At 57.2% G+C, this 18,225-nt stretch carries 21 protein-coding genes; 10 read left to right on the top strand and 11 right to left on the bottom strand.

Going from position 1 to position 18,225, the window contains the following annotated elements; all coding sequences use genetic code 11:
* Positions 1 to 37: 37 nt before the first annotated feature.
* The 11 genes from AOA61_RS20515 to AOA61_RS20570 all read right to left on the bottom strand — a co-directional run bounded on the left by AOA61_RS20515 (position 38) and on the right by AOA61_RS20570 (position 10,478).
* Positions 38 to 376 (bottom strand): head decoration protein, encoded by a 339-nt coding sequence (locus AOA61_RS20515; protein ID WP_099602580.1) that lies wholly within the window; start codon positions 374 to 376, stop codon positions 38 to 40.
* Positions 373 to 1,503, bottom strand: a complete 1,131-nt coding sequence (locus tag AOA61_RS20520; protein ID WP_099602581.1) for a head maturation protease, ClpP-related — start codon at positions 1,501 to 1,503, stop codon at positions 373 to 375. The genes AOA61_RS20515 and AOA61_RS20520 overlap by 4 nt, the downstream gene beginning before the upstream one ends.
* On the bottom strand, positions 1,500 to 2,981 hold the full coding sequence (locus tag AOA61_RS20525) for a phage portal protein (protein ID WP_099602582.1): 1,482 nt from the start codon (positions 2,979 to 2,981) through the stop codon (positions 1,500 to 1,502). Before AOA61_RS20525 ends, AOA61_RS20520 begins: the two co-directional genes overlap by 4 nt.
* The gene (locus AOA61_RS20530) at positions 2,981 to 3,187 is read right to left on the bottom strand and encodes a phage head-tail joining protein (RefSeq protein ID WP_099602583.1); all 207 of its coding nucleotides are present in this window, start codon (positions 3,185 to 3,187) and stop codon (positions 2,981 to 2,983) included. The genes AOA61_RS20525 and AOA61_RS20530 overlap by 1 nt, the downstream gene beginning before the upstream one ends.
* 1 nt (position 3,188) lies before the next feature.
* Positions 3,189 to 5,195 (bottom strand): phage terminase large subunit family protein, encoded by a 2,007-nt coding sequence (locus tag AOA61_RS20535; RefSeq protein ID WP_099602584.1) that lies wholly within the window; start codon positions 5,193 to 5,195, stop codon positions 3,189 to 3,191.
* Between the two features lie 4 nt (positions 5,196 to 5,199).
* Complete coding sequence (locus tag AOA61_RS20540; RefSeq protein ID WP_099602585.1) at positions 5,200 to 5,757, bottom strand: terminase small subunit; 558 nt, start codon at positions 5,755 to 5,757, stop codon at positions 5,200 to 5,202.
* 142 nt (positions 5,758 to 5,899) lie between these two features.
* Positions 5,900 to 6,244, bottom strand: coding sequence for a phage holin family protein (locus AOA61_RS20545; protein ID WP_099602586.1), 345 nt, complete (start codon positions 6,242 to 6,244; stop codon positions 5,900 to 5,902).
* Positions 6,245 to 7,175: 931 nt separating this feature from the next.
* Positions 7,176 to 7,535 carry a hypothetical protein gene (locus tag AOA61_RS20555; RefSeq protein ID WP_099602588.1) on the bottom strand — a complete coding sequence of 120 codons (360 nt, stop codon included), beginning with the start codon at positions 7,533 to 7,535 and terminating at the stop codon, positions 7,176 to 7,178.
* On the bottom strand, positions 7,528 to 9,747 hold the full coding sequence (locus AOA61_RS20560; RefSeq protein WP_099602589.1) for a VapE domain-containing protein: 2,220 nt from the start codon (positions 9,745 to 9,747) through the stop codon (positions 7,528 to 7,530). The genes AOA61_RS20555 and AOA61_RS20560 overlap by 8 nt, the downstream gene beginning before the upstream one ends.
* On the bottom strand, positions 9,737 to 9,967 hold the full coding sequence (locus AOA61_RS20565; protein WP_099602638.1) for a TraR/DksA family transcriptional regulator: 231 nt from the start codon (positions 9,965 to 9,967) through the stop codon (positions 9,737 to 9,739). Before AOA61_RS20565 ends, AOA61_RS20560 begins: the two co-directional genes overlap by 11 nt.
* Positions 9,960 to 10,478 carry a phage regulatory CII family protein gene (locus AOA61_RS20570; RefSeq protein WP_178075199.1) on the bottom strand — a complete coding sequence of 173 codons (519 nt, stop codon included), beginning with the start codon at positions 10,476 to 10,478 and terminating at the stop codon, positions 9,960 to 9,962. The genes AOA61_RS20565 and AOA61_RS20570 overlap by 8 nt, the downstream gene beginning before the upstream one ends.
* Positions 10,479 to 11,141: 663 nt before the next feature.
* Here AOA61_RS20570 and AOA61_RS20580 point away from each other — a divergent pair.
* From AOA61_RS20580 to AOA61_RS20630, 10 genes are all read left to right on the top strand, one after another.
* Positions 11,142 to 11,789, top strand: a complete 648-nt coding sequence (locus tag AOA61_RS20580; RefSeq protein ID WP_099602592.1) for a LexA family transcriptional regulator — start codon at positions 11,142 to 11,144, stop codon at positions 11,787 to 11,789.
* Between the two features lie 48 nt (positions 11,790 to 11,837).
* A complete protein-coding gene (locus tag AOA61_RS20585; RefSeq protein ID WP_256583468.1) occupies positions 11,838 to 13,502 on the top strand; it encodes an ATP-dependent endonuclease in 1,665 nt (554 codons plus the stop codon).
* A gap of 270 nt (positions 13,503 to 13,772) precedes the next feature.
* Positions 13,773 to 14,363, top strand: coding sequence for a hypothetical protein (locus AOA61_RS20590; protein WP_099602593.1), 591 nt, complete (start codon positions 13,773 to 13,775; stop codon positions 14,361 to 14,363).
* A gap of 10 nt (positions 14,364 to 14,373) precedes the next feature.
* Positions 14,374 to 14,658 (top strand): phage antirepressor KilAC domain-containing protein, encoded by a 285-nt coding sequence (locus AOA61_RS20595; protein ID WP_099602594.1) that lies wholly within the window; start codon positions 14,374 to 14,376, stop codon positions 14,656 to 14,658.
* Between the two features lie 158 nt (positions 14,659 to 14,816).
* Positions 14,817 to 15,134 carry a pyocin activator PrtN family protein gene (locus tag AOA61_RS20605; protein ID WP_099602596.1) on the top strand — a complete coding sequence of 106 codons (318 nt, stop codon included), beginning with the start codon at positions 14,817 to 14,819 and terminating at the stop codon, positions 15,132 to 15,134.
* A 56-nt stretch (positions 15,135 to 15,190) separates the two neighbouring features.
* Positions 15,191 to 15,670: a hypothetical protein gene (locus tag AOA61_RS20610; RefSeq protein WP_099602597.1), complete on the top strand. Its 480-nt coding sequence runs from the start codon at positions 15,191 to 15,193 to the stop codon at positions 15,668 to 15,670.
* Entirely contained in the window at positions 15,667 to 16,026 is a 360-nt protein-coding gene (locus tag AOA61_RS20615) for a hypothetical protein (RefSeq protein WP_256583469.1), read from the top strand. Before AOA61_RS20610 ends, AOA61_RS20615 begins: the two co-directional genes overlap by 4 nt.
* Positions 16,023 to 16,775: a DNA cytosine methyltransferase gene (locus tag AOA61_RS20620; protein WP_099602599.1), complete on the top strand. Its 753-nt coding sequence runs from the start codon at positions 16,023 to 16,025 to the stop codon at positions 16,773 to 16,775. The genes AOA61_RS20615 and AOA61_RS20620 overlap by 4 nt, the downstream gene beginning before the upstream one ends.
* A 12-nt stretch (positions 16,776 to 16,787) precedes the next feature.
* Entirely contained in the window at positions 16,788 to 17,042 is a 255-nt protein-coding gene (locus tag AOA61_RS20625) for a DUF4224 domain-containing protein (protein WP_099602600.1), read from the top strand.
* Positions 17,043 to 17,044: 2 nt separating this feature from the next.
* Positions 17,045 to 18,112 (top strand): tyrosine-type recombinase/integrase, encoded by a 1,068-nt coding sequence (locus AOA61_RS20630; RefSeq protein WP_099602601.1) that lies wholly within the window; start codon positions 17,045 to 17,047, stop codon positions 18,110 to 18,112.
* The last annotated feature ends 113 nt before the right edge of the window (positions 18,113 to 18,225 follow it).

Consider the following 18,225-nt stretch of genomic DNA (forward strand, 5'->3'; position numbering starts at 1 on the left):
CCGCACAATGCGGGTTGAAGGGGTTAAACGAGTCGCCTTAGCGGACGATCACGTCTCGAGCGTTCAGCGCTTTCTCAGCGGCGGGGTCCAGGCCGGTCAAGTGTGCTTCGCTGACCTCCGCCAGACGCACCACCGCACGTCCTCGGCGCACCACGTCCGACATGCTCAATGGGCCGAAGAGGATCGCCTGGGCGTTCTCGCTCCCGTCTTCAGCTGTGGGGTTGTATGGCGCGAATTCACCAGTAGCGGTGACCAAACCGAGAATCTGTCCAGGTTCTAACGCAGGGCCCGCAGCGACGTTGATCGCTTCGCGGGAAATGGTGCCAGCGCCTTCGGACAGCAGGAACTCACCTGCGTGCATCGATTCAATTTTCATACTCTTGCTCCTTTCGAGTTACCGTTCTGCGCCGCCTGACGGGTTGCCCAGATTGAATGGGTGTCGACCTGTTTAGCCTTGATCGTTGGGGCTGGCTCATCGTCCAGCGGCAGGCTGTTGTTGATTTCAAAGCCGCCGCCACTGCCGACCAGCTTGTCGAAGAGCCGCGCACGAACTGCAGCTTCATCCAAGCCCGCCGTGATGAATTCGCCGGTCAGCTCTGGCAGTCGTGCCGCGACACAGAGGCCGTGCAAGGCTTTTGCATTGGTCAGAGCTGCCTGGATCACCGCTTCGCTTTCCAGCTTCGTCGCAGCGAGTATCGGGTCCACCAGGTTGCTTATGCCGGCCGCTGCACATCCCTGCGTGACCATCAGCGCCAACTTGGCAGCATTCAGCACAGGGACAGGATCTGGCTCAGGCGGTTCTACTTCAGGCTCCTCATCCAGTTGGGCGAGCAGTTCGGGCGGGGCATTCTGGAAGCGCTGCAACACACTGCCCTGTCCGAGACAGGCACTGACCTTGAGACCGTCGCCGACTTCATCGGCCAGGCCAAGAGCCACCGCCTCATTGGCCGTGAGCCATGTTTCGGCGTTGACCATGCGCCGCAGCTCGGCTTCGTCGATGTCCGGCGCCTTGGCTTTGTAAGCCGCGATAATCGCTTCCAGGGTCTGGTCCAGCACGTCAGCGACGCGGCGGAAGTCTTCGGCATCACCACCGGTAAAGGTGTAGGGGTTGTGAATCATCAACATGGCGTTGGCCGCGATCACTACCCGGTGAGCGCCACACACCGCCACACTGGCCGCGCTGGCCGCCAGGGCATCAATGCGGCCGGTGCAGCGCTCGCCCAGCCGGGACAACGCATTGTGGATCGCGAGCCCTTCGAACAGGTCACCGCCGATGCTATTGAACGCGACAATCACCGGGGACGCGCCGTCATCCATGGCGCGCAGATCCTGCACGAACTGGTTGGCAGTGACGCCCCAGGCGCCGATCTCGCCGTACACGAAAATCTCGATACTGCGTTGCTCAGCCTCGCCACTGGCCTGGAGGGTGTACCAGCTTTTGTCGGCGACCTTGACCTGCTTGCCCGCCTTGTCATAAACGCGGGGCTTGGCTTTTTTGCTCATGGTTGTTCCTTGTCATCGTTCAGCTCGATGGCTTCAAGAGTCGTGTAGTTGAGGCCGAGGTTCGTGGCTCGTACGAGATCGGCCGCGTTTTCCGTGTCGACCGTTTCCGCGTCGTAACCGGTACGCAGCACCATCTCGCTGCGAGAGGCAAAGCCCGCTTGTACCTCCATCCGCCGTGCCTGTACGTCCTGCACCGGCTGGATGTAGGCCCAGCCTTGCGGTACCCAACGTGTGCGCAGGTATTCGCGGCGACGCTGCGCGTAGTTCGGCAGCACCAGGGCACCTGACAACACCGCCATGTCCATCCAGGCAGCCCGCACCGGGCGACACAACTGGTGCACATACACGCCGAACTGCAGTTGCTCCAGACGCCGCCGGAACTCGTTGAGCACCACCCGGAGCGCACGATCATTGACCTCGCGCATGTCGCCGGTGAGGATCTCGTACGGTGTGCCCGAACCCGCCGCAGCAGCCATCAACTGCTGCCGCATAAAGTCCGGGTAGTTGTTGCCGGCGTCCGGTGGCTTGGAGAACTCCACCTCTTCACCTGGCCCCAGCTCCTGCATGGTGCCGGGCTCTAGGGCGACCATCGGCGTGAAGCCGTCGCGGTCGGTGGTCAGGAGTTGCCCAGTGACTGGGTCACGCGGTTGTTGCCCCATCTCCGGTGATGGCCGTTTGATGAAACCGGCAAACAGGTTCGCCACTTCCTGCCTGAACAGCACCGCGTCATCGTAGTTGTCCAGGCTGCGCAAGCGCTTCAATACCGGCGCCAAACGCGGCACGCCACGTAGTTGACCAGGCTCCATCGGTTCGAAGATGTGCAGCACCTGTGTTGCCGGTACGCGCACCAACTGGTTATAGCCAGCGTTCAACGACGACGAGTCGCGGGGATGCGACAGGTACATGTAATACGCCACACGCTTGCCCGCCGGGTTGAACTCGATCCCGGCCCTGATCACGTTGCCGTTTTTGGCCATCTCGAATTTATCGTGAGGGACAAATTCAGGGGCCAGCGCCTGCAGTTGCAGCGGCACTGCCAAACCTTCGCTCGGGCTGCGGGGTCGCAATCGCACAAAGCATTCACCGGCCGTTTCAACGGTGCGAGCCACCAGAGCCTGCATGCCGTAGAAATCGGTCAGCTCATCGGCATCCGCCTCGGACGTCCAGTCATCCCACAGCTGCTGCTTGAGCTTGCGCAGCTCGGCGTCGTCCGTGGTCGGCCTGGGCGTGATGCCGGTGCCGATCAGGTTGCTGACGCGTTTGTCGATGACGTTGAACGCGTACGGGTCATTGCGAACCGCTGCCCGCGAACGCGCACGCAGGTTGCGAAGGGCCGGAGTGTTGATGCTGTTGATGCCGTTGTCGGAGGCTTCCCAACTGGCCGAACGTCGGCCCTCACCGGCGCCTTCGTAACTGGCCTTGATGTTCGACGGCAGCAAGAATCCGTTACGGGTTAGCGTCGGATAATGTCGGGCCATTAGATTCCCTTGCCTCCGTGGGTAAGCCGGATCACGCGAGCGCGCGGCCCGGCGGCTTGGCTCAGCGACGTGCGGATCTCGTCACGAGCCTTGAGCAGTTCGTCGATGGAGCGGTACTCCACCGTGCGGTCGCTGTAGCGCACGGTCTTTTCACCGCGTGCAATGGCGCGCTCGATGGCTTCGAGGTGCTTCGGGGTAAACGACATATCAGCGTCTCTTCAGGTAACCGCTTGTTGAACTGCGGCGTCGTGGGGGTAAAGCGGATCGCGGTTGGGCGACCAGGGCATCGGGTTGCGGCGCTGGCTTTGGTGTCACGTGAGCCGACTCGGCGACCGTGACACGCTCGGCGGTGACCACCTTTTCATCGAACAATCCCGCCTGGGCCAGAGAGTTCCGCACCCGCTCCCAGTCGTGCTCCTGATACCGGTTGATGCCGAGGTAATGTGCCATTGCCAGGCAATACACCATCAGATCGAGCGCTTCGTTGCGCTCGGCCTTGCCTTTGATCCACTCGATACGCTTGTGACCACGCACGTACTTAGCGACCTTTCGCTCGGCCACGCACTGGGCGAAGAACTCATCCGGCAGGTCGTTGGCAAAGTGCACCGCACCTGGGCCAGACTCAAACGGGTAGCGGTTGTAGATCCAGTCCTTTGCAGTGTCTGTACCGACAAACCAAAGCTCTGCGCCACCGCGTTCGGTCTGCCCCTTCCAGGTCACATCAACCATCGAAGGCCGCTGAGCGATCACCGGCTTGCCGGGCTTGCTCGCGCCCTTAATGGCGAAGATGTTGCGCCAGCGCCGTACGCGGCAGAACTGATACACCTCATCCGTATGATGGCCACCGGAATCGACAGCAACCGCAAGAATGCCCAGGCCAACGCCGCAAGGGTGTCGATAGCGCTCCTTGAGCAGCTCGTCGAGGACAGCCCAGGTACGCTCATCTGATGGGTCACCGGCGATTACTCGGTGATCGATGACCCAGCGCTCCATGCCGACACCCCAGCCCATTGCCATGAACTCCAGGCGATCGGCCTGCACGTCGACAGAGCCAGTGATCATCATCACAGCAGCAGGTACCGCACCAAGGGAGAAACCCTCCCTACGAGCCCGCTCGATCAGGACCGATGCCTTCGTCTGCTCTTGTGCACTGTCCCAGACCTTTGCCAGACGAGTGTTGTAGAACACCTGCATGGGTTCAAGGTCACCCTTAGCCTGAGCCTTTTGGGCCTTTTCGAACTGCTTAGCCAGCGACCGCCAATCCATCCACCCCGGTGGCGAATACAGCGCATTGAGGTGGAACCCCACGGTTTCACCATCGCCTTGGGTGTGGGAGCGCCATTCACCCTTGGCTAACATCTGTCCCTTGAAGTGCTCTTCGATCAACACATCGCAGTCCAAACCGGACGCAGCGCATTTGTAATGCACCACGCTAAAGTCGGCTGAGTAGAGAAGGTTTTCCCATTCAAGCACCTGCATGTGGCCACAGTGGGGGCATGGCACGTAGTAAAAACGCTGGTCGCTGGATTCAAACAGATCGGCAATGCGTGACGCGCCCTTGATCGTCGGCGAGCTCGAAAAATAGAACTTTGCGTTGCGGCCAAAAGTACTACCCCGCGTTTCCGCTAGTTCGATAGGGTCACCCTCATCGCCCACGTCGACCTCCCAGCGATCAACTTCATCGCCGTAGATGTAGCGCGCCGACAACTCGGCCAAGTTGGCCGCAGAGCCCGCAGTGGTGACATACAGGGAGCCGCCCTCGAACTCCTTGGTGTCCATGGTATTGCGTGAATCTCGCGACCGGCTGGAGGCAACACGCTCGCGTAGCACGGGAGTAGCCTTGATAGTTTTGCTGATTCGAGACGACACCCGTTTCGCCAAGCCTAGGCTGGGAAGCAGCGCAAGAATGTTGGACGGCGCCATATGGATTAAGCCGCCCATCCAGTTCAATCCGATCTGCGTTTTCATTAACTGGGACGCGACCATCGTTATCACGCGCTTGCATGGGTGAGCCGGCGAAAGGCAACGCATGGGCTCGCGAGCATAAGGTGTACGCGAGGTTCGGTATTGGCCTGGCTCAGCGGCACCCGAGTCACGCGGGATTCGCATGTATTCGTCAGCCCACTGGTCAATCCAAACGTCCGGATCGGGCTGGAGCCCACGGAAATACGCCTCACGGTACACCTCTGCACCATCAGGAATTTCCGTGTGCATGGGGTTAACTCATGGTTAGTGCATGTTCAAGGTCAGAGGTAGACATACGCTCAGCGTCCTCCAGCGAACGCCGGATGGCAGCTGTCAGATGCCTTTCGATTATCCAAGGGTCGGTCATTGCAGCCAGCTCTGGGGCAAGCTGTGGGGGCATCCCAAGCAGTTGATCACGCAACAGACGGCCCGCATTGTAGGCACCTGTTTCCACTGCTTCGCGATCCACTAGGGTGCCTTGTTGTTTGCGATAGTTGTCTTGCTCCTGAAGAGCAAGGTAGTGCTCTCGCAGAGCGCGAGACTTCTGAAAGTCTACCGCTTGCCCAACTTGCGGCACCGCAGGTTCTTCGGCGGCTGTTTTCGCCTCTCGCTCAAGACGAAGCCGGTTATGACGGTCGGCGACAGCGGCTTTGCTGGGATCCGCCGACTCCGCCAGCAGTGCCTCGGTAGCTTCCAGCTCTACTTTGCCGTCATCGGTCAGCACCAGGCGATCCTGATTAGCCAGCTTGGAAACATAAGATTTGGCCCAGCCACGTCGTGCCGCAAACTCCGTTTTGCTAATTACGGTCATGATGGAATCTCCTGTTCACCAATGAATCCGGTGTAGTTCACCTGTTCACCTCGGTTCACTAAGCTGGTGAACTGTCCGCTAACACTTTCCCGCGGGTTTCTGACCCCGTACCCGCCGGCTAACCCCAGGGCCCCCGGCGATTTCAGACCTGTCCGCCGCCATTCGGCGGGACATCGCACACGCCCAGTCGCTTGGCAACCCAACGCTCGTACAAACCAATCGCGACATCGGCTCCGGCCATTGCCGTCAAACAACCCAAGGCACCTGCTGTCCAGATCGACATGCCGGCCGCGATCATCAACATCATTGCTGTCACACCGCAGGCGATGCAGGCACCGGATCGAAGTGCGAGCCGGCGCAACAATACCCAACCGCGAGCCCCATCTTTGTCAGCCCGCCACATCTCCCCCGACACCCCGCCGACAAGGGCCAGGACGATCACTAACCAGATCGGCATCTCTGCCAGCGCTTGTTGCTCTGTTGTCATTTACGTATCTCTCTGGGGGGCTCGGAAGTTACTACCGAATCGACTGCATGGGATCGCGCCATCAAATATGATTTGGTCCAAACACACCTAAGAAAGGATTAGCCCTTGTCAGTACATGATTGGATTCAAACGATATGCGCAGTGATTGGAGTGATTTTGGGCCTGTATGCGCTCGCACCAGGCAGGAGAGCGCAGTTGCGCGAGGGAATACGCGCAGTTAGCTCAACCCTCGTAATCATCGTTTTCTACCTAATTCTGATGCTGCTGATTGGCGTGTATGGACAAGAAATCGTCCAATTCGCTCACAGTCAGGCCCCGATCTCACGCTACGAAGTAATCAACCTGCTACTCAACGTACTGAGTATCGGCGGGCTTGCTTGGGCGTGCGCGTTTCTCTACGCAAACTTGGGGAAAGGCAAAAAAGCCAGGCAATAAAAAACCGGCCTAGTGGCCGGTATATCTGCCGCTCTCTGCGGTCGCACCTATCGAAGATGACTACTTTTTACAGGTCGATTCCGGTGGCAGCAACCCTGTTTTAATGCCACCCGGTGAATAAGTGGGTAACGCTGGGTGAACGCCTAGCGAATGTCGGCGAATACACCACCACGGCATTCTGTTGTTGCGGCGGTGTCCCATAAGTCCCACTTTTCAAAATCGAAGTGGGACGCCTGAGAGCGCCTAAATTCGGGGCTTCGCCCCACTGTCCTACTTATCTTTCTTCTTTCTCGTGTAAAGGAAGAAATTTAAAGAACACGCGTTCGCGCGTAAGCGCGTAATGCTCGCCCGCTACGCTCACACGGGCGGGAGGCGCATCTAGGCGGGACGGTGGGACAACCCAACAACGACAAGGCCCGCACCTGTCCCACTGCATCAAAACGCAGCGAGACAGGACGGGCCAGTGGGACAACCACAACTGGAGCGATGCCTGGTGTCACGCAGCCCTCCCCATCAGCACCCAGTAGATCTGCAGATGCGCATCATGCAAACGCTGGTAGTACGTGTCGCGGCCACAACCGCAGTGGGCATACCGCAAGCGCATATCCACATCGAGCGTGCAGTAATGCTCCCGCACCACTGTCACCAACTCCGGTTCCAAGTGCTTGCTCACGATCAGCTCAATGTCCAACGAACTCTCCAGTGGTGCACGGAAGGCACGTCGCCCCCTGATCAGTTGCCCGTTGCTCTCCATCATCATGGCAACCATATTTCCCCCAGACAGCCCCCCTTTCGAATGTTCCGAGTGCAGCTCCTGCGCCCACAACCGAAGCAGCGAATCGATCTCCTTAATCATCGAAGCAAGGCTCCTCGAACGCTTCGTGCTGCAACGCCGAAGCACCACCCCACCCTGCCGGCTTCTTGTAAGCCCATGGCCGCTGACCGCTTTTGACCAATGCCGGCAGACGTACACGCCGCCACCCCAACCGATGCATGATCGCACCGACGCGCATCTGCTCCGGCTTGCCCCAATGCCCATAGTCCAACTTCAACGCACTGGTTAACACCTCGCTGCCGGTGGTGGTCTCGCCGATCTGCGATTCTTCCAGCCAGGTCAGAATCGGCCCTTCCCACTCATCCACCACAAAACGCTCGTCCTGCTCTTCGCCGAACATCGCCGCCTCATCCAACGTCACCCACCAGAGATCGCCCGCGTCGTAGCAGAACACCGCCTCGGCCCAAAGCTGATCGCGCATTGAGCGCAACAACTCCAGATCCACTTTGGTACACGCCACCGGCCAATAGCGACGGTTACCGGTCGCGTCTTTCAGGTATTCGTCTTGGTTCGTCGTACCCACAAAAACACACTGGCGTGGCACGTCCATCGTTCTGCGGCCGTAGCTCTCGCGGTAAGTGTCGGTAGAGGCCGAAAAGAACTGCTTGGCCTTAGTACTCTCAGCCTTGTTGAAGCTGTCTAGCTCGCCCAGCTCGACGATCCACTTACCCCGGATCGCCTGAAAGCCGTCCTTGTCGCCCAGCGCAAACGGCGTGTCCATAAACCACTCGCCGCCGAGGATGCTCATCGCCGTCGATTTACCGGCGCCCTGCGCACCCTCCAGAATCATCACCGAGTCAGCCTTGCAGCCCGGCTTCATCACCCGCGCCACCGCCGACAACATCCAGCGTTTACCGACCTTCGAGGAATAGTCGGAGGCCTTTACGCCCATGACCTCGGTAAGCCAACTTTCCAGACGCGGTACCTGGTCCCACTTCAGCTTGCGCAAGTACTGGCGCACCGGATGAAAAGCGTGGTCATGCGCAACCACGCTCACCGCTTCGATCACATGCGAGGCCTTAACCCGCAAGTTGTACTGCTGCGCGAGCCACTTCATCACCCGCACATCATCAATGTCCGCCCAATCGCCCGTGCCGCCGCCATAAGGCGCCGCACGCAGCTTCACGAGCTTCGAACTGAACGCGCTGTAACTGATGACCCCGGCCCAACGCTCATCGTTGGCCAGGATCAACTCAACATTCTGCATGTGCGCAATCAGCGAGCCGCTTTCGCTACGGGCCAGTAGATCTTTCCAACCACCAGCAGCCGGCGGTTTGACAACCGCCAACACCTGACGGCGCACCGCCTCCAAACCTTCCGCAACATGCAGGTCGTTGAAGTCGGTCCATTTGGCTTCCCGCTCACCGGAAAAGATCGGCGCAACCACCTGGCCACCGACGATCAACGCCGCGTTATTGGCCTTCTCTTCACCGGGATTCCAGGCATCACCATTCGGTTTGATGGTCTTCCAGTCATCGTCTCGGCAGATGATCAGCGGGCAACCGGCGAAACGCTCGCGCATGGCCTTGCAAACCACCAGCAAATTGCCCGCATCAAACGCAACGGCCACGGTCAGTGACGTGGCCATATGCAGGCTTGCGCCGGTCGCGTAGCCCTCACACACCAACACTGGCTCGCCCGGATACGGGAGTGGCCCGATCAGATGGAAGGCGCCCTCTTTCGACATGCCGTAAGGCCAATATGACTTGTCCCGGCCGGTGTCCTCTTGCTTGGTCGGGAACACCACCTGCAGGCCAACAATCTCGTCCCGCACATTGCTCATCGGTACCAGGAACGCACCAGTGCGCGGCGCATACCGAACGCCGAAGCCGACAATTTGCTTGCGATCCAGATAGTCGCTACGGCCCTTTTCCGGCATGCGCTTGAACATGCCCGCTGCCCGCTTGGCCGCACGACGTGCCGCATTGGCCGAGATCTCAGCCGCACGCCGCTTGGCCTCTTCCTGCCGAGCGCGCATAACCTCGCGCTCTTCTGGCGACATGCGCCCGGCCTTGACCTTGATCTTTTGGGACTCACCCGAACGCCAGTCACCGAACGCCCCGAAGATGAGCGTTTCGCCTTTCTGGGTGCGTTGCTCATGTACGACATACCAGCCGTTCTTTTCCTTGCCCTTGTCTTTGGCCGTCTTGCAGCGGGTGAGCTTGCCGAACACCAATGGCTGCGCAGGCTCAAGACCGTAGTCTGCGAACTGTCCCAACACTTCATCGAGCATGGCGTGTCCCCTTCAATTCCGCGAGGGAAAGGCAATCGACACACTGCGTGCAGCCGGGCTGCGCCAAACGGCGAGCCTCCGGAATCGGTCCGTCACACGTTTCACAGAACAGAAACGAATGCGCCGCCAAAGCAGGTTTGGCGGTGAGGCGACGTGCAGCCAGTGCCTGATCAATACGCTCCTGCACCAGGTCATTAGCGAAATCAGCGATGTCAGCCAAAATCAGCACCCCGCGTCGTCTGGTTGACGTAGGTGGCGCGGTTGAACAACCCCAGCAGCCCCTGAATCCCACGAAACACCTGCAGGCGAATCGCGGCGAGTTCCTCATCGGACACCACACCGTCGCCAATGCTCTTGGCCCAGGTATCCGCAAGATCCGCCACCTGCCGAAAGTACTCGGCAATTCCGGTGGTCAACGTCTCGGGCATGTCGTTGGTGTACGCCTCAGCCAGCTCCTGCCAAGTCGTGTCACCGACCAAGGCATGCACCGCGTCCAGAATGCGGCGATCCTTGGTCAGCTCCAGAATCTCGCCGAACTCTTGAATGTTCACCGTGTGGCTTGGGTGAGTTGGGGAAAGCTTGTGCTGCAGTGTGGTCGCATTCCGGCCGGTGGTGGCGGCGATGGCTGCGGCACCGCCGGGGTAGTCCCGTGCGGCATGGTAAAGCGCAAGATCGAGCGGCAGAACTTCCCGCTGCGCCCGGTCTAGAGAGCTCAGAATGATACGGCTCATGGCATTAATCCTTTTAAGTTGCCAGTGCCGCGCGACATGCAGTGGTGATACATTTGCCGCGTGGCTTGAAAGGGCCCAAACGCCGACTAGATCTTCGGGATCGATACCGGCACCGTGCTGAGGCGAGCAATCCGTTGCTCACCCCTGGCGCAACAGCTGCCCAATCTGTGGTGGAAAAGGCAGCAACACCAAGGCTTCCGAGCCTTGGAAAAGCGCGGTAAAGGGAGGTGGTTGCATGTGGTGTGCCCGCCTACCTTTATCGCGACCCGACAGCGCTGTGGTGGTGCGTGTCGGGAGGAACTGGGCGACCTTCGGGTCGCCTTTTTTCTAGCTAAGCTGCTCTGGTTGATGACGCATTTTCAGTGATCCCGAAATGCTCCAAGACTTCTGTTAGGGACACACTGCCCTCGCTTTCGCGAGTCAAAGATCTAATCAAAGACACGCTAGGATCTTTAGATGCGTATTTGACATGCAGACGCATGTAACTCAAGGCTATCCGACAACGTTTGGTGTAAGCAGCGAGCTGTTCAGCGTCTAGACCATCTATATACTCACGTAGCTTCATAAGATGTACCTCCGAAATCAATATTAACCTCTGAGGTTTCTTTTCACAATACCTCAAGGGACATTCACCCTTAAGGTTAATCCAGCCAGAATCGGCGTATGAAAATTTCAGATACTAGGTTGCAAAATTTCCGACGCGTTTTGATGGAGCACAAGCTTCGTTTGATTGACGTCGCGGACAAATTGGGTAAAGCCCCGGCTCAGGTGAGTGCTTTTGGGGGCAAAAATCCCACCAAAGGTATTGGCGACCAGATTGCCCGAGAAATTGAGAAGGCCCTACATCTTCACGAGGGATATCTCGACATGCCTTATGGTGTTGGAGAATTTAACAATGCCACCGTCTTGAGCCATACAGGACGTAAACTGCCAGTAATTGGATCGATTGCAGCTGGAGCTTGGTGCGACTCACAAGGAGGTTTTGATTTGCGAGATGCTGAAGAGTGGATTGATGCTCCAGGGCCGGTAGGTCCTCGTGCCTTCATTCTTCGCGTTGAAGGAATGAGCATGGAACCAAGATTCGTAGAGGGAGATAAAATTGTAATAGACCCCTCACTGGAAGCGTTACCTGGCCACTTCGTTGCGGCTAAACGAACTAGAGATCAAGCGGCAACTTTGAAACAGTTGAAGCAAGAAGGCTCAGAAATCTACCTTTATGCTTTGAATCCTGACTGGCCCGAAAGAATTATAAAAATGAATGAAGAGTGGACTATCTGCGGCAGAGCCAGATGGAAAATATCAGACCTATGAGCATTAGCTAGGCCAACATTATTCAACACGTACAAACAGGATGTAATCGTGATAATAGAGTCTTTCCAGCTTCAATCCGGCCGCTCTTATGGAACCATATCAGATCCTATCTCAAGCACGCCCGTGACACTTTTTGTTGGACCGAATAATTCTGGAAAAAGCCAAATACTTAAAGAGATCGCTCAATACTGCATCAACGGAAAATCGGATTCCTTAATTTTAAAGTCGATAAAATTTAAAGAGCACAATTACGAAGAAGCACTTAGAATCATCAATGAGATAGACATATCCGAAACAAAAAACCACACCGCCAACGGCTATATAAAATACAGAGTACACAACACAAGCACACAGCTTCCATGGTCAACAATGATGGAAGCACTTCAGCAATCGAACACATCCGAAAGCAGGTTCCCATCCTGCTATTTGGCGAACCATACAATCATACTTAACGGAAATAACCGAATAAGTTTATGCGACCCACAGAGTGGTGGAAATCTGTTATCCAACACTAGGGACAGCCTTCCCACTCTTTTTAAAAATGATAAAAAAAGAGAAGAAGTTCGTAGGATTATAAAAGAAGCCTTTGACTCCTATTTCATTATCGACCCAACAGATTTAGGAAAGCTCAAAATCAGGCTATCCGAGACTGCCCCAAAATCACCAAGCTTCGAGCGAAGTCTTGACTCAGACGCTCTTGAGTTCCAACAAAACGCACGACTCATCGAAGAATACAGTGATGGAGTTAAAGCTTTCACTGGAATCATTACAGAGTTGGTTGCCGGAGATCCAAGAGTATTACTGGTAGACGAGCCAGAAGCTTTCCTGCATCCGGCGTTAGCAGCTAAGCTTGGGGCCGAGATGTCACGATCTGCAGCTAACTCGAAGAAAAATTTATTTATTTCAACTCACAGCCCAGCATTTGTCATGGGCTGCATACAGTCCGGAACCCCAGTAAACATAATAAGACTCACCTATCGCCCGAACAACGCAACATCAAGACTACTACCCAGCAGTGAAATTCTAGAGCTGATGCGCCACCCCCTTTTGCGCTCCACTGGCATGCTGAGCGGCTTATTCTATGACTATGTAATTGTTACAGAGTCTGATGCCGACAGAGCATTCTACCAAGAGATCAACGATCGCCTGTTACAGTTTAAGCCGGAGTGGGGCATCAACAATTGCCTTTTCATTAACGCACAAAACAAGCAAACTGCACACACTATCGTTAAGCCACTGCGCAAGCTTGGCATCCCTACTGTAGCTATTCTCGACATAGACATACTCAAAGATGGCGGACAGACTTGGGCAAACATTCTGAAAGCCGCTGGAATACCACATCTCTCACACAATCATCTAGCGTCCGCTAGACAGGCGATTAAGACAGCACTTGACGCAACTAAAAAAAACATGAAAACCGAGGGTGGGATTAACATTTTGGATAGCCAGAATCGTGAATCCGCAATGGGTCTACTCGATCAACTTGCTCAGTACGGTATATTTGCAGTGCCCTTCGGCGAGCTTGAGTCTTGGTTATTAGAACAGAACGTTTCTGGTCACGGACCATCATGGCTAGTCAATATGTTTGAAAAACTGGGCCACGATTCAACCAGCCCAAATTATGTGAAGCCTACGGATGGTGACGTATGGGAATTTTTGGGGGGGGTTAAGGCTTGGTTGAGCAATTCAAGCAGAAGGGGCATTCCGTCATAAAAACCTAGAAGACAACCTTTTGGGTTGTTTTCTATAGACAAATAAACCCATAAGGTTAATATCGTCTCACTCTTCCACCACAGAGCGAGACGAAACAATGCGAACCACAGCAACCCTGCACGTCCACCCGACCGCTGCCGACCCCTTCAGCATCTTCGAAATCCGCCGCTTGGCCCGAGAGAGCGGCTGCTCGTTTGTCACCACCAAACCGAAGCTGCAAACTCGCGCCGCCCCCGCTCCATTCAATCCGAACGGCGGAGGGCACGCGGCATGATCAAGTACAAAATCGACAACCGCACGCTGCAACTGCTCAATGCTCAAGTCAACCTGACCGAGACCTTCAACCACGTCCTCCGTACAGCGCCCAAGCGTGAATGCCTGGCGTTCCGCCTCAAGGTCGAACGAGGCACAACCGAGAGTACCTTCGTCGTCGAGCTGGGCAGAGAACGCCACACGCTGACCCTGCAGAATGACAAGAAGACGCACCTCAAGCTGGCCGACTTCATCGAAGAGATCGCCAACGGCCCATTCGACGCAAGCAACACCAGCGACCAAGTGCACCGCCCGCACGCCAACCGCGAATATGGCCGCTTCGAGGTCTCCTACAAGCAACGCGTGTTCGAGCTGGTACGCACCGGCGGCGTGCTGAGCCTCGACATGGGCTTCGACTACCCTCTACAGGTTGCGCTGCACCGCACACAATCGCGCACCGGAATCACCACTATCCTGAGCATCGGCAACAAAAGCCCGCACACCCGCTGCTTCACCGCGTACGGCACCGATGTCGAGATCTTCGGCAAGGTCACCGAATCCATCAACCACCTCGCTGCAGCGGCCACCCCAGCCGCGCACGCGGCATGAGGGGGACGCCATGGAACGTACCCTCGCCCAAGCCGCAATCCAGCTCGGCCTTACCCGACCGAAGCTCATCGCTCGAATGCGGGAAAAAGGCCTGCTCAGCGAGAAGAACCTACCGGCCTACCCAAACCGCGACCGCGATTACCTGCGCATCAAGGACGGCCAGTGGTACCACGACCAGCTCGGCATGCAGTACAGCCAGTCGACCCGGGTGAAACAGCCCGGCATCCGCTGGCTGGCCGAACAGCTGGGCATCGACCTGCCTGCCATCCCGGCAGACAACCGTGACGTGGCCTAGGGAATACGCCCGCCAGATCATCGCCATGCGGACACGAGAGGAGCGCAACACCGCGCTCCTCGAAGTGCCCGAACATCTGCGCGAGCTGACCAGAACGCACTGCCTCAACGCCTGGAACCACCCGGTAAGAAAACAACGCAAGGAGGCCCAACAAAGCCATGAGTAACACAGCACAAAACCCGCTGCGCCTTCACCCCGCACCGGAGTCAGCCACCGTCGAGCTGCTCTTTCGCACCTTCGGCGACGTTCTGATCCCGCTAGACAGAGTTCGCGAACGGTACTTCCGCAACCTCAACGAGCAATCGTTCGCGGCCGAGATCAACAGCGGCCGCATCCAGCTGCCCATTACCACACTGGATACCAGCCGCAAGGCACCGAAGTACGCCCACATCCGGCACGTCGCCTCACTGATCGACATCCGCGCCTACAAGGCAGATGAAGACATGCAGCGGCAGCAGGAAGAAACAAACGAGTAACCCCAAAACCGAACGGCTGCCACCACCAGCCAACGACAACACCAGGAGCACACCACATGACAGATGTTCAGATCTACGCACTGATAGCAATCATCCTAATGATTGCCGCCATCAGCTGGCTCGCCTACCGGAGTGGCTACAGCAACGGCCATTCCGAAGGCCAATCACAAGGCTACAGCGAAGGCTATGACGTCGGTGGCTGCGCTGGGTATCGCGATGGCGTCGACGAGGGGAAAGCGATTCAGTGCTCTGACGATTCGCAGGAGATCCGCAACCTGATGCACTCCCTCGAACAGGCTCAAGAACACCGGAAGAAACTGTTCGCACATTACGAACGCGCCTTATCGGCATCGAGGCTCGGAGAGCCTGCGCGCCAGACCCTACTGGAAATCGCCGAAAAACTGCGCATCGCTTCCGCAACATTCGCCGCCTTCCGCACGGGCAAAAAACTCGAACGAGAAACCCGCGTCCTGCGCGACCAGGCACTCGCAATCGCTGCATTGCTGGAAACGACAGATCAGGAGAGCGCCGCATGAGCCATGCCTGCTCTCAATCCTACACCCACCGTAATCCGGCTCACGCCCCACCAGCGGCTGTTAAACCAACACGCAATCAAAACTCGGAGGAAAGCGGCATGCAAAATGACCAGCACAACACCCAATCCACGACCGCTTTTCTCCGCGAGGAAGCCAGCGTCGACACGTTAGAAACAAACTACCTCTGCTGCGCAGCAGTAGGCATTATTACTCCTCCCAGCAGCACCACCGAGGCGCTCATCCCCCTTAAAAAGCTGCGCGAGGCAGCCGCACCCAATGCAACGCTAACCGCTCAGGATCGCCCGCTCGCGCAGCTTGTTCAGGGATATAAGCATCCTTCTTTGGAGGCCGCGTGAATGAGCTGGCTCTTTTCGCAGGCTCTGGTGGTGGAATACTCGGTGGCCACCTCCTCGGCTGGCGTACCGTCTGCGCCGTTGAGCGTGATGCCTACGCTGCACAACTACTGGCGCAACGACAAACCGATGGACTGCTCCCAGCTTTCCCGATTTGGTCTGACGTGTGCAGTTTTGACGGACGCCCATGGCGAGGCCTTGTTGACGTGGTTTCGGGAGGATTCCCTTGCCAAGACATCTCGGCGGCCGGCAACGGTCAGGGCATTGCTGGGGCCCGCTCCGGACTGTGGCGGCAAATGGCACGAATTACCGATGAGGTACGACCTCGCTACGTCGAGCTGGAGAACTCACCACTGCTTGTGGGAAGAGGTCTTGCCGTGGTGCTCGGTGACCTTGCCGAAATGGGGTATGACGCGCGATGGGGCGTTATCGGAGCGGCTGACTTCGGAGCGCCCCATCAGCGGGACCGGATCTGGCTCGTCGCAGAAGACACCCGCCAGTCGGTGGCCAACGCCCGTGGCGAGCATGTCAAAAGGATCTTCCCCTGCCGCGCTGACTCGCAAATCGGGGGCAGACCGATCGAACGATCGGCTCGATCACGCAGTGATGGCATCGGATGGTGGTCATCTGAACCCGGAATGGGTCGAGTGGCTGATGGGGTGGCCTATCGGGTGGACCGACTTAAAGCCCTTGGCAACGGACAGGTTCCAGTCGTGGCTGCAAGAGCATTTGAATTGCTCTCCGCTGGCTGACAAGGAGGCAGCATGAATACCGCAAACACGCTCCAGCTCCCAAGCGAGACGCTGACAGAAGATGAACTGGCCGCCATTACAGGCTACAAGATTCCTTCCTGCCAGCGTCAGTGGCTGCAACGCAATGCTTGGGAACACGTGCTCACAGCCGCACAACGCCCTGTCGTAGGTCGCGTGTACGCGCGCCTAAAGTTAGCAGGGGTAACGCCATCAGCAACTAATGCTGTGGCTGAAACCTGGTCTCTTGATCTATCCCGCGTGAGTTAACGATGCGCCAGAAGAAAGCAGCAAACCGGGATCTGCCGCCAAGGATGATCCGCCGCACCCGCGCGAGAAAGAACGGAAGTATTTGGGTGGGCTACTACTACAACGGCCGGGACGCCGACGGTAATCGAGTGGAGATCCCGCTCGGCGGCGACCTCGACGAGGCAAAAGTCGAATGGGCACGTCTGGATCGTAAAGCCACACCCAAGCCTGCTCACCTGATGGGCAGGTTATTCGACGACTACGAAAAAAAGGTCATTCCTGGGCTGAAGCTCGGGACTCAAAAGGACTACTTGAAAGGCCTCAAACAACTACGCAACGCATTCGACTCAGCGCCTGTCGACGCTGTCACCCCACAAGTGATTGCTCAGTATCGTGACGCTAGGACAGCGAAGGTACGTGCCAACCGCGAGATCGCCCTCCTCTCGACCATATTCACTTTTGCCCGAGAATGGGGGCTCACTGAAAAGGCAAACCCTTGTGCCCGCTTACGCAGAAACAAAGAAACACCACGCGACTTCTACGCAGGCAAAATCGTTTGGGATGCGGTTTACACAGAGGCACCGCTCGAGCTGAAAGACGCAATGGACCTAGCCTACCTGACCGGCCAGCGCCCCGCCGATGTGCTCAAAGCATCAACTGCAGACTTGAACAACGGGTTCCTGATGGTAGGCCAGGGCAAGACTGAGAAACGCCTGCGCATCCGCCTACACGACGGCACAGACGCATCAGGGCTCAGCACCTTCCTCGATGCCCTACTCGAGCGCAAAGCCATGGCCGGCATCAGAAGTTCAAGCCTGATCACCAACCAGGCGGGCCTGCGAATGAGTTACGCAATGCTGAGAAAACGGTGGGATGAAGCCCGAGAAAAAGCAGCCGCGAAGGCCACGGCCGAAGGTGATGCAACGCTTGCCGCCGCGATCCGCCAGTTCCAATTCCGCGACATCCGCCCAAAAGCTGCCAGCGAAATTGACGACATTAGTCATGCTAGCCGCCTGCTTGGCCACTCAACGCAGGAGATGACGAAAAAGGTTTATCGCCGTGTTGGTGAAATTGTGCGACCCACAAAATAACCAAGGGGCGCGATGGGTCGCTACCAGTAGGTTATCCCTGAAAGGACAAATCGGCCAAAAGCTGACATTCGCTATAGGCCGATTCAGGCTAAATGCGGACACTTGTCCCCTTG

The sequence above is a fragment of the Pseudomonas sp. 2995-1 genome, assembly GCF_002742505.1.
Classification (GTDB): domain Bacteria; phylum Pseudomonadota; class Gammaproteobacteria; order Pseudomonadales; family Pseudomonadaceae; genus Aquipseudomonas; species Aquipseudomonas sivasensis.

What these genes read in the sequence shown, in the direction of transcription:
- AOA61_RS20630 (WP_099602601.1), top strand. Translation starts at nt 17,045, where the DNA reads ATGCGCCAGAAGAAAGCAGCAAACCGGGATCTGCCGCCAAGGATGATC.
- AOA61_RS20515 (WP_099602580.1), bottom strand. Translation starts at nt 376, where the DNA reads ATGAAAATTGAATCGATGCACGCAGGTGAGTTCCTGCTGTCCGAAGGC.
- AOA61_RS20590 (WP_099602593.1), top strand. Translation starts at nt 13,773, where the DNA reads ATGATCAAGTACAAAATCGACAACCGCACGCTGCAACTGCTCAATGCT.
- AOA61_RS20525 (WP_099602582.1), bottom strand. Translation starts at nt 2,981, where the DNA reads ATGGCCCGACATTATCCGACGCTAACCCGTAACGGATTCTTGCTGCCG.
- AOA61_RS20605 (WP_099602596.1), top strand. Translation starts at nt 14,817, where the DNA reads ATGAGTAACACAGCACAAAACCCGCTGCGCCTTCACCCCGCACCGGAG.
- AOA61_RS20545 (WP_099602586.1), bottom strand. Translation starts at nt 6,244, where the DNA reads ATGACAACAGAGCAACAAGCGCTGGCAGAGATGCCGATCTGGTTAGTG.
- AOA61_RS20570 (WP_178075199.1), bottom strand. Translation starts at nt 10,478, where the DNA reads ATGAGCCGTATCATTCTGAGCTCTCTAGACCGGGCGCAGCGGGAAGTT.
- AOA61_RS20560 (WP_099602589.1), bottom strand. Translation starts at nt 9,747, where the DNA reads ATGCTCGATGAAGTGTTGGGACAGTTCGCAGACTACGGTCTTGAGCCT.
- AOA61_RS20520 (WP_099602581.1), bottom strand. Translation starts at nt 1,503, where the DNA reads ATGAGCAAAAAAGCCAAGCCCCGCGTTTATGACAAGGCGGGCAAGCAG.
- AOA61_RS20580 (WP_099602592.1), top strand. Translation starts at nt 11,142, where the DNA reads ATGAAAATTTCAGATACTAGGTTGCAAAATTTCCGACGCGTTTTGATG.
- AOA61_RS20610 (WP_099602597.1), top strand. Translation starts at nt 15,191, where the DNA reads ATGACAGATGTTCAGATCTACGCACTGATAGCAATCATCCTAATGATT.
- AOA61_RS20530 (WP_099602583.1), bottom strand. Translation starts at nt 3,187, where the DNA reads ATGTCGTTTACCCCGAAGCACCTCGAAGCCATCGAGCGCGCCATTGCA.
- AOA61_RS20595 (WP_099602594.1), top strand. Translation starts at nt 14,374, where the DNA reads ATGGAACGTACCCTCGCCCAAGCCGCAATCCAGCTCGGCCTTACCCGA.
- AOA61_RS20555 (WP_099602588.1), bottom strand. Translation starts at nt 7,535, where the DNA reads ATGATTAAGGAGATCGATTCGCTGCTTCGGTTGTGGGCGCAGGAGCTG.
- AOA61_RS20625 (WP_099602600.1), top strand. Translation starts at nt 16,788, where the DNA reads ATGAATACCGCAAACACGCTCCAGCTCCCAAGCGAGACGCTGACAGAA.
- AOA61_RS20540 (WP_099602585.1), bottom strand. Translation starts at nt 5,757, where the DNA reads ATGACCGTAATTAGCAAAACGGAGTTTGCGGCACGACGTGGCTGGGCC.
- AOA61_RS20615 (WP_256583469.1), top strand. Translation starts at nt 15,667, where the DNA reads ATGAGCCATGCCTGCTCTCAATCCTACACCCACCGTAATCCGGCTCAC.
- AOA61_RS20535 (WP_099602584.1), bottom strand. Translation starts at nt 5,195, where the DNA reads ATGCACACGGAAATTCCTGATGGTGCAGAGGTGTACCGTGAGGCGTAT.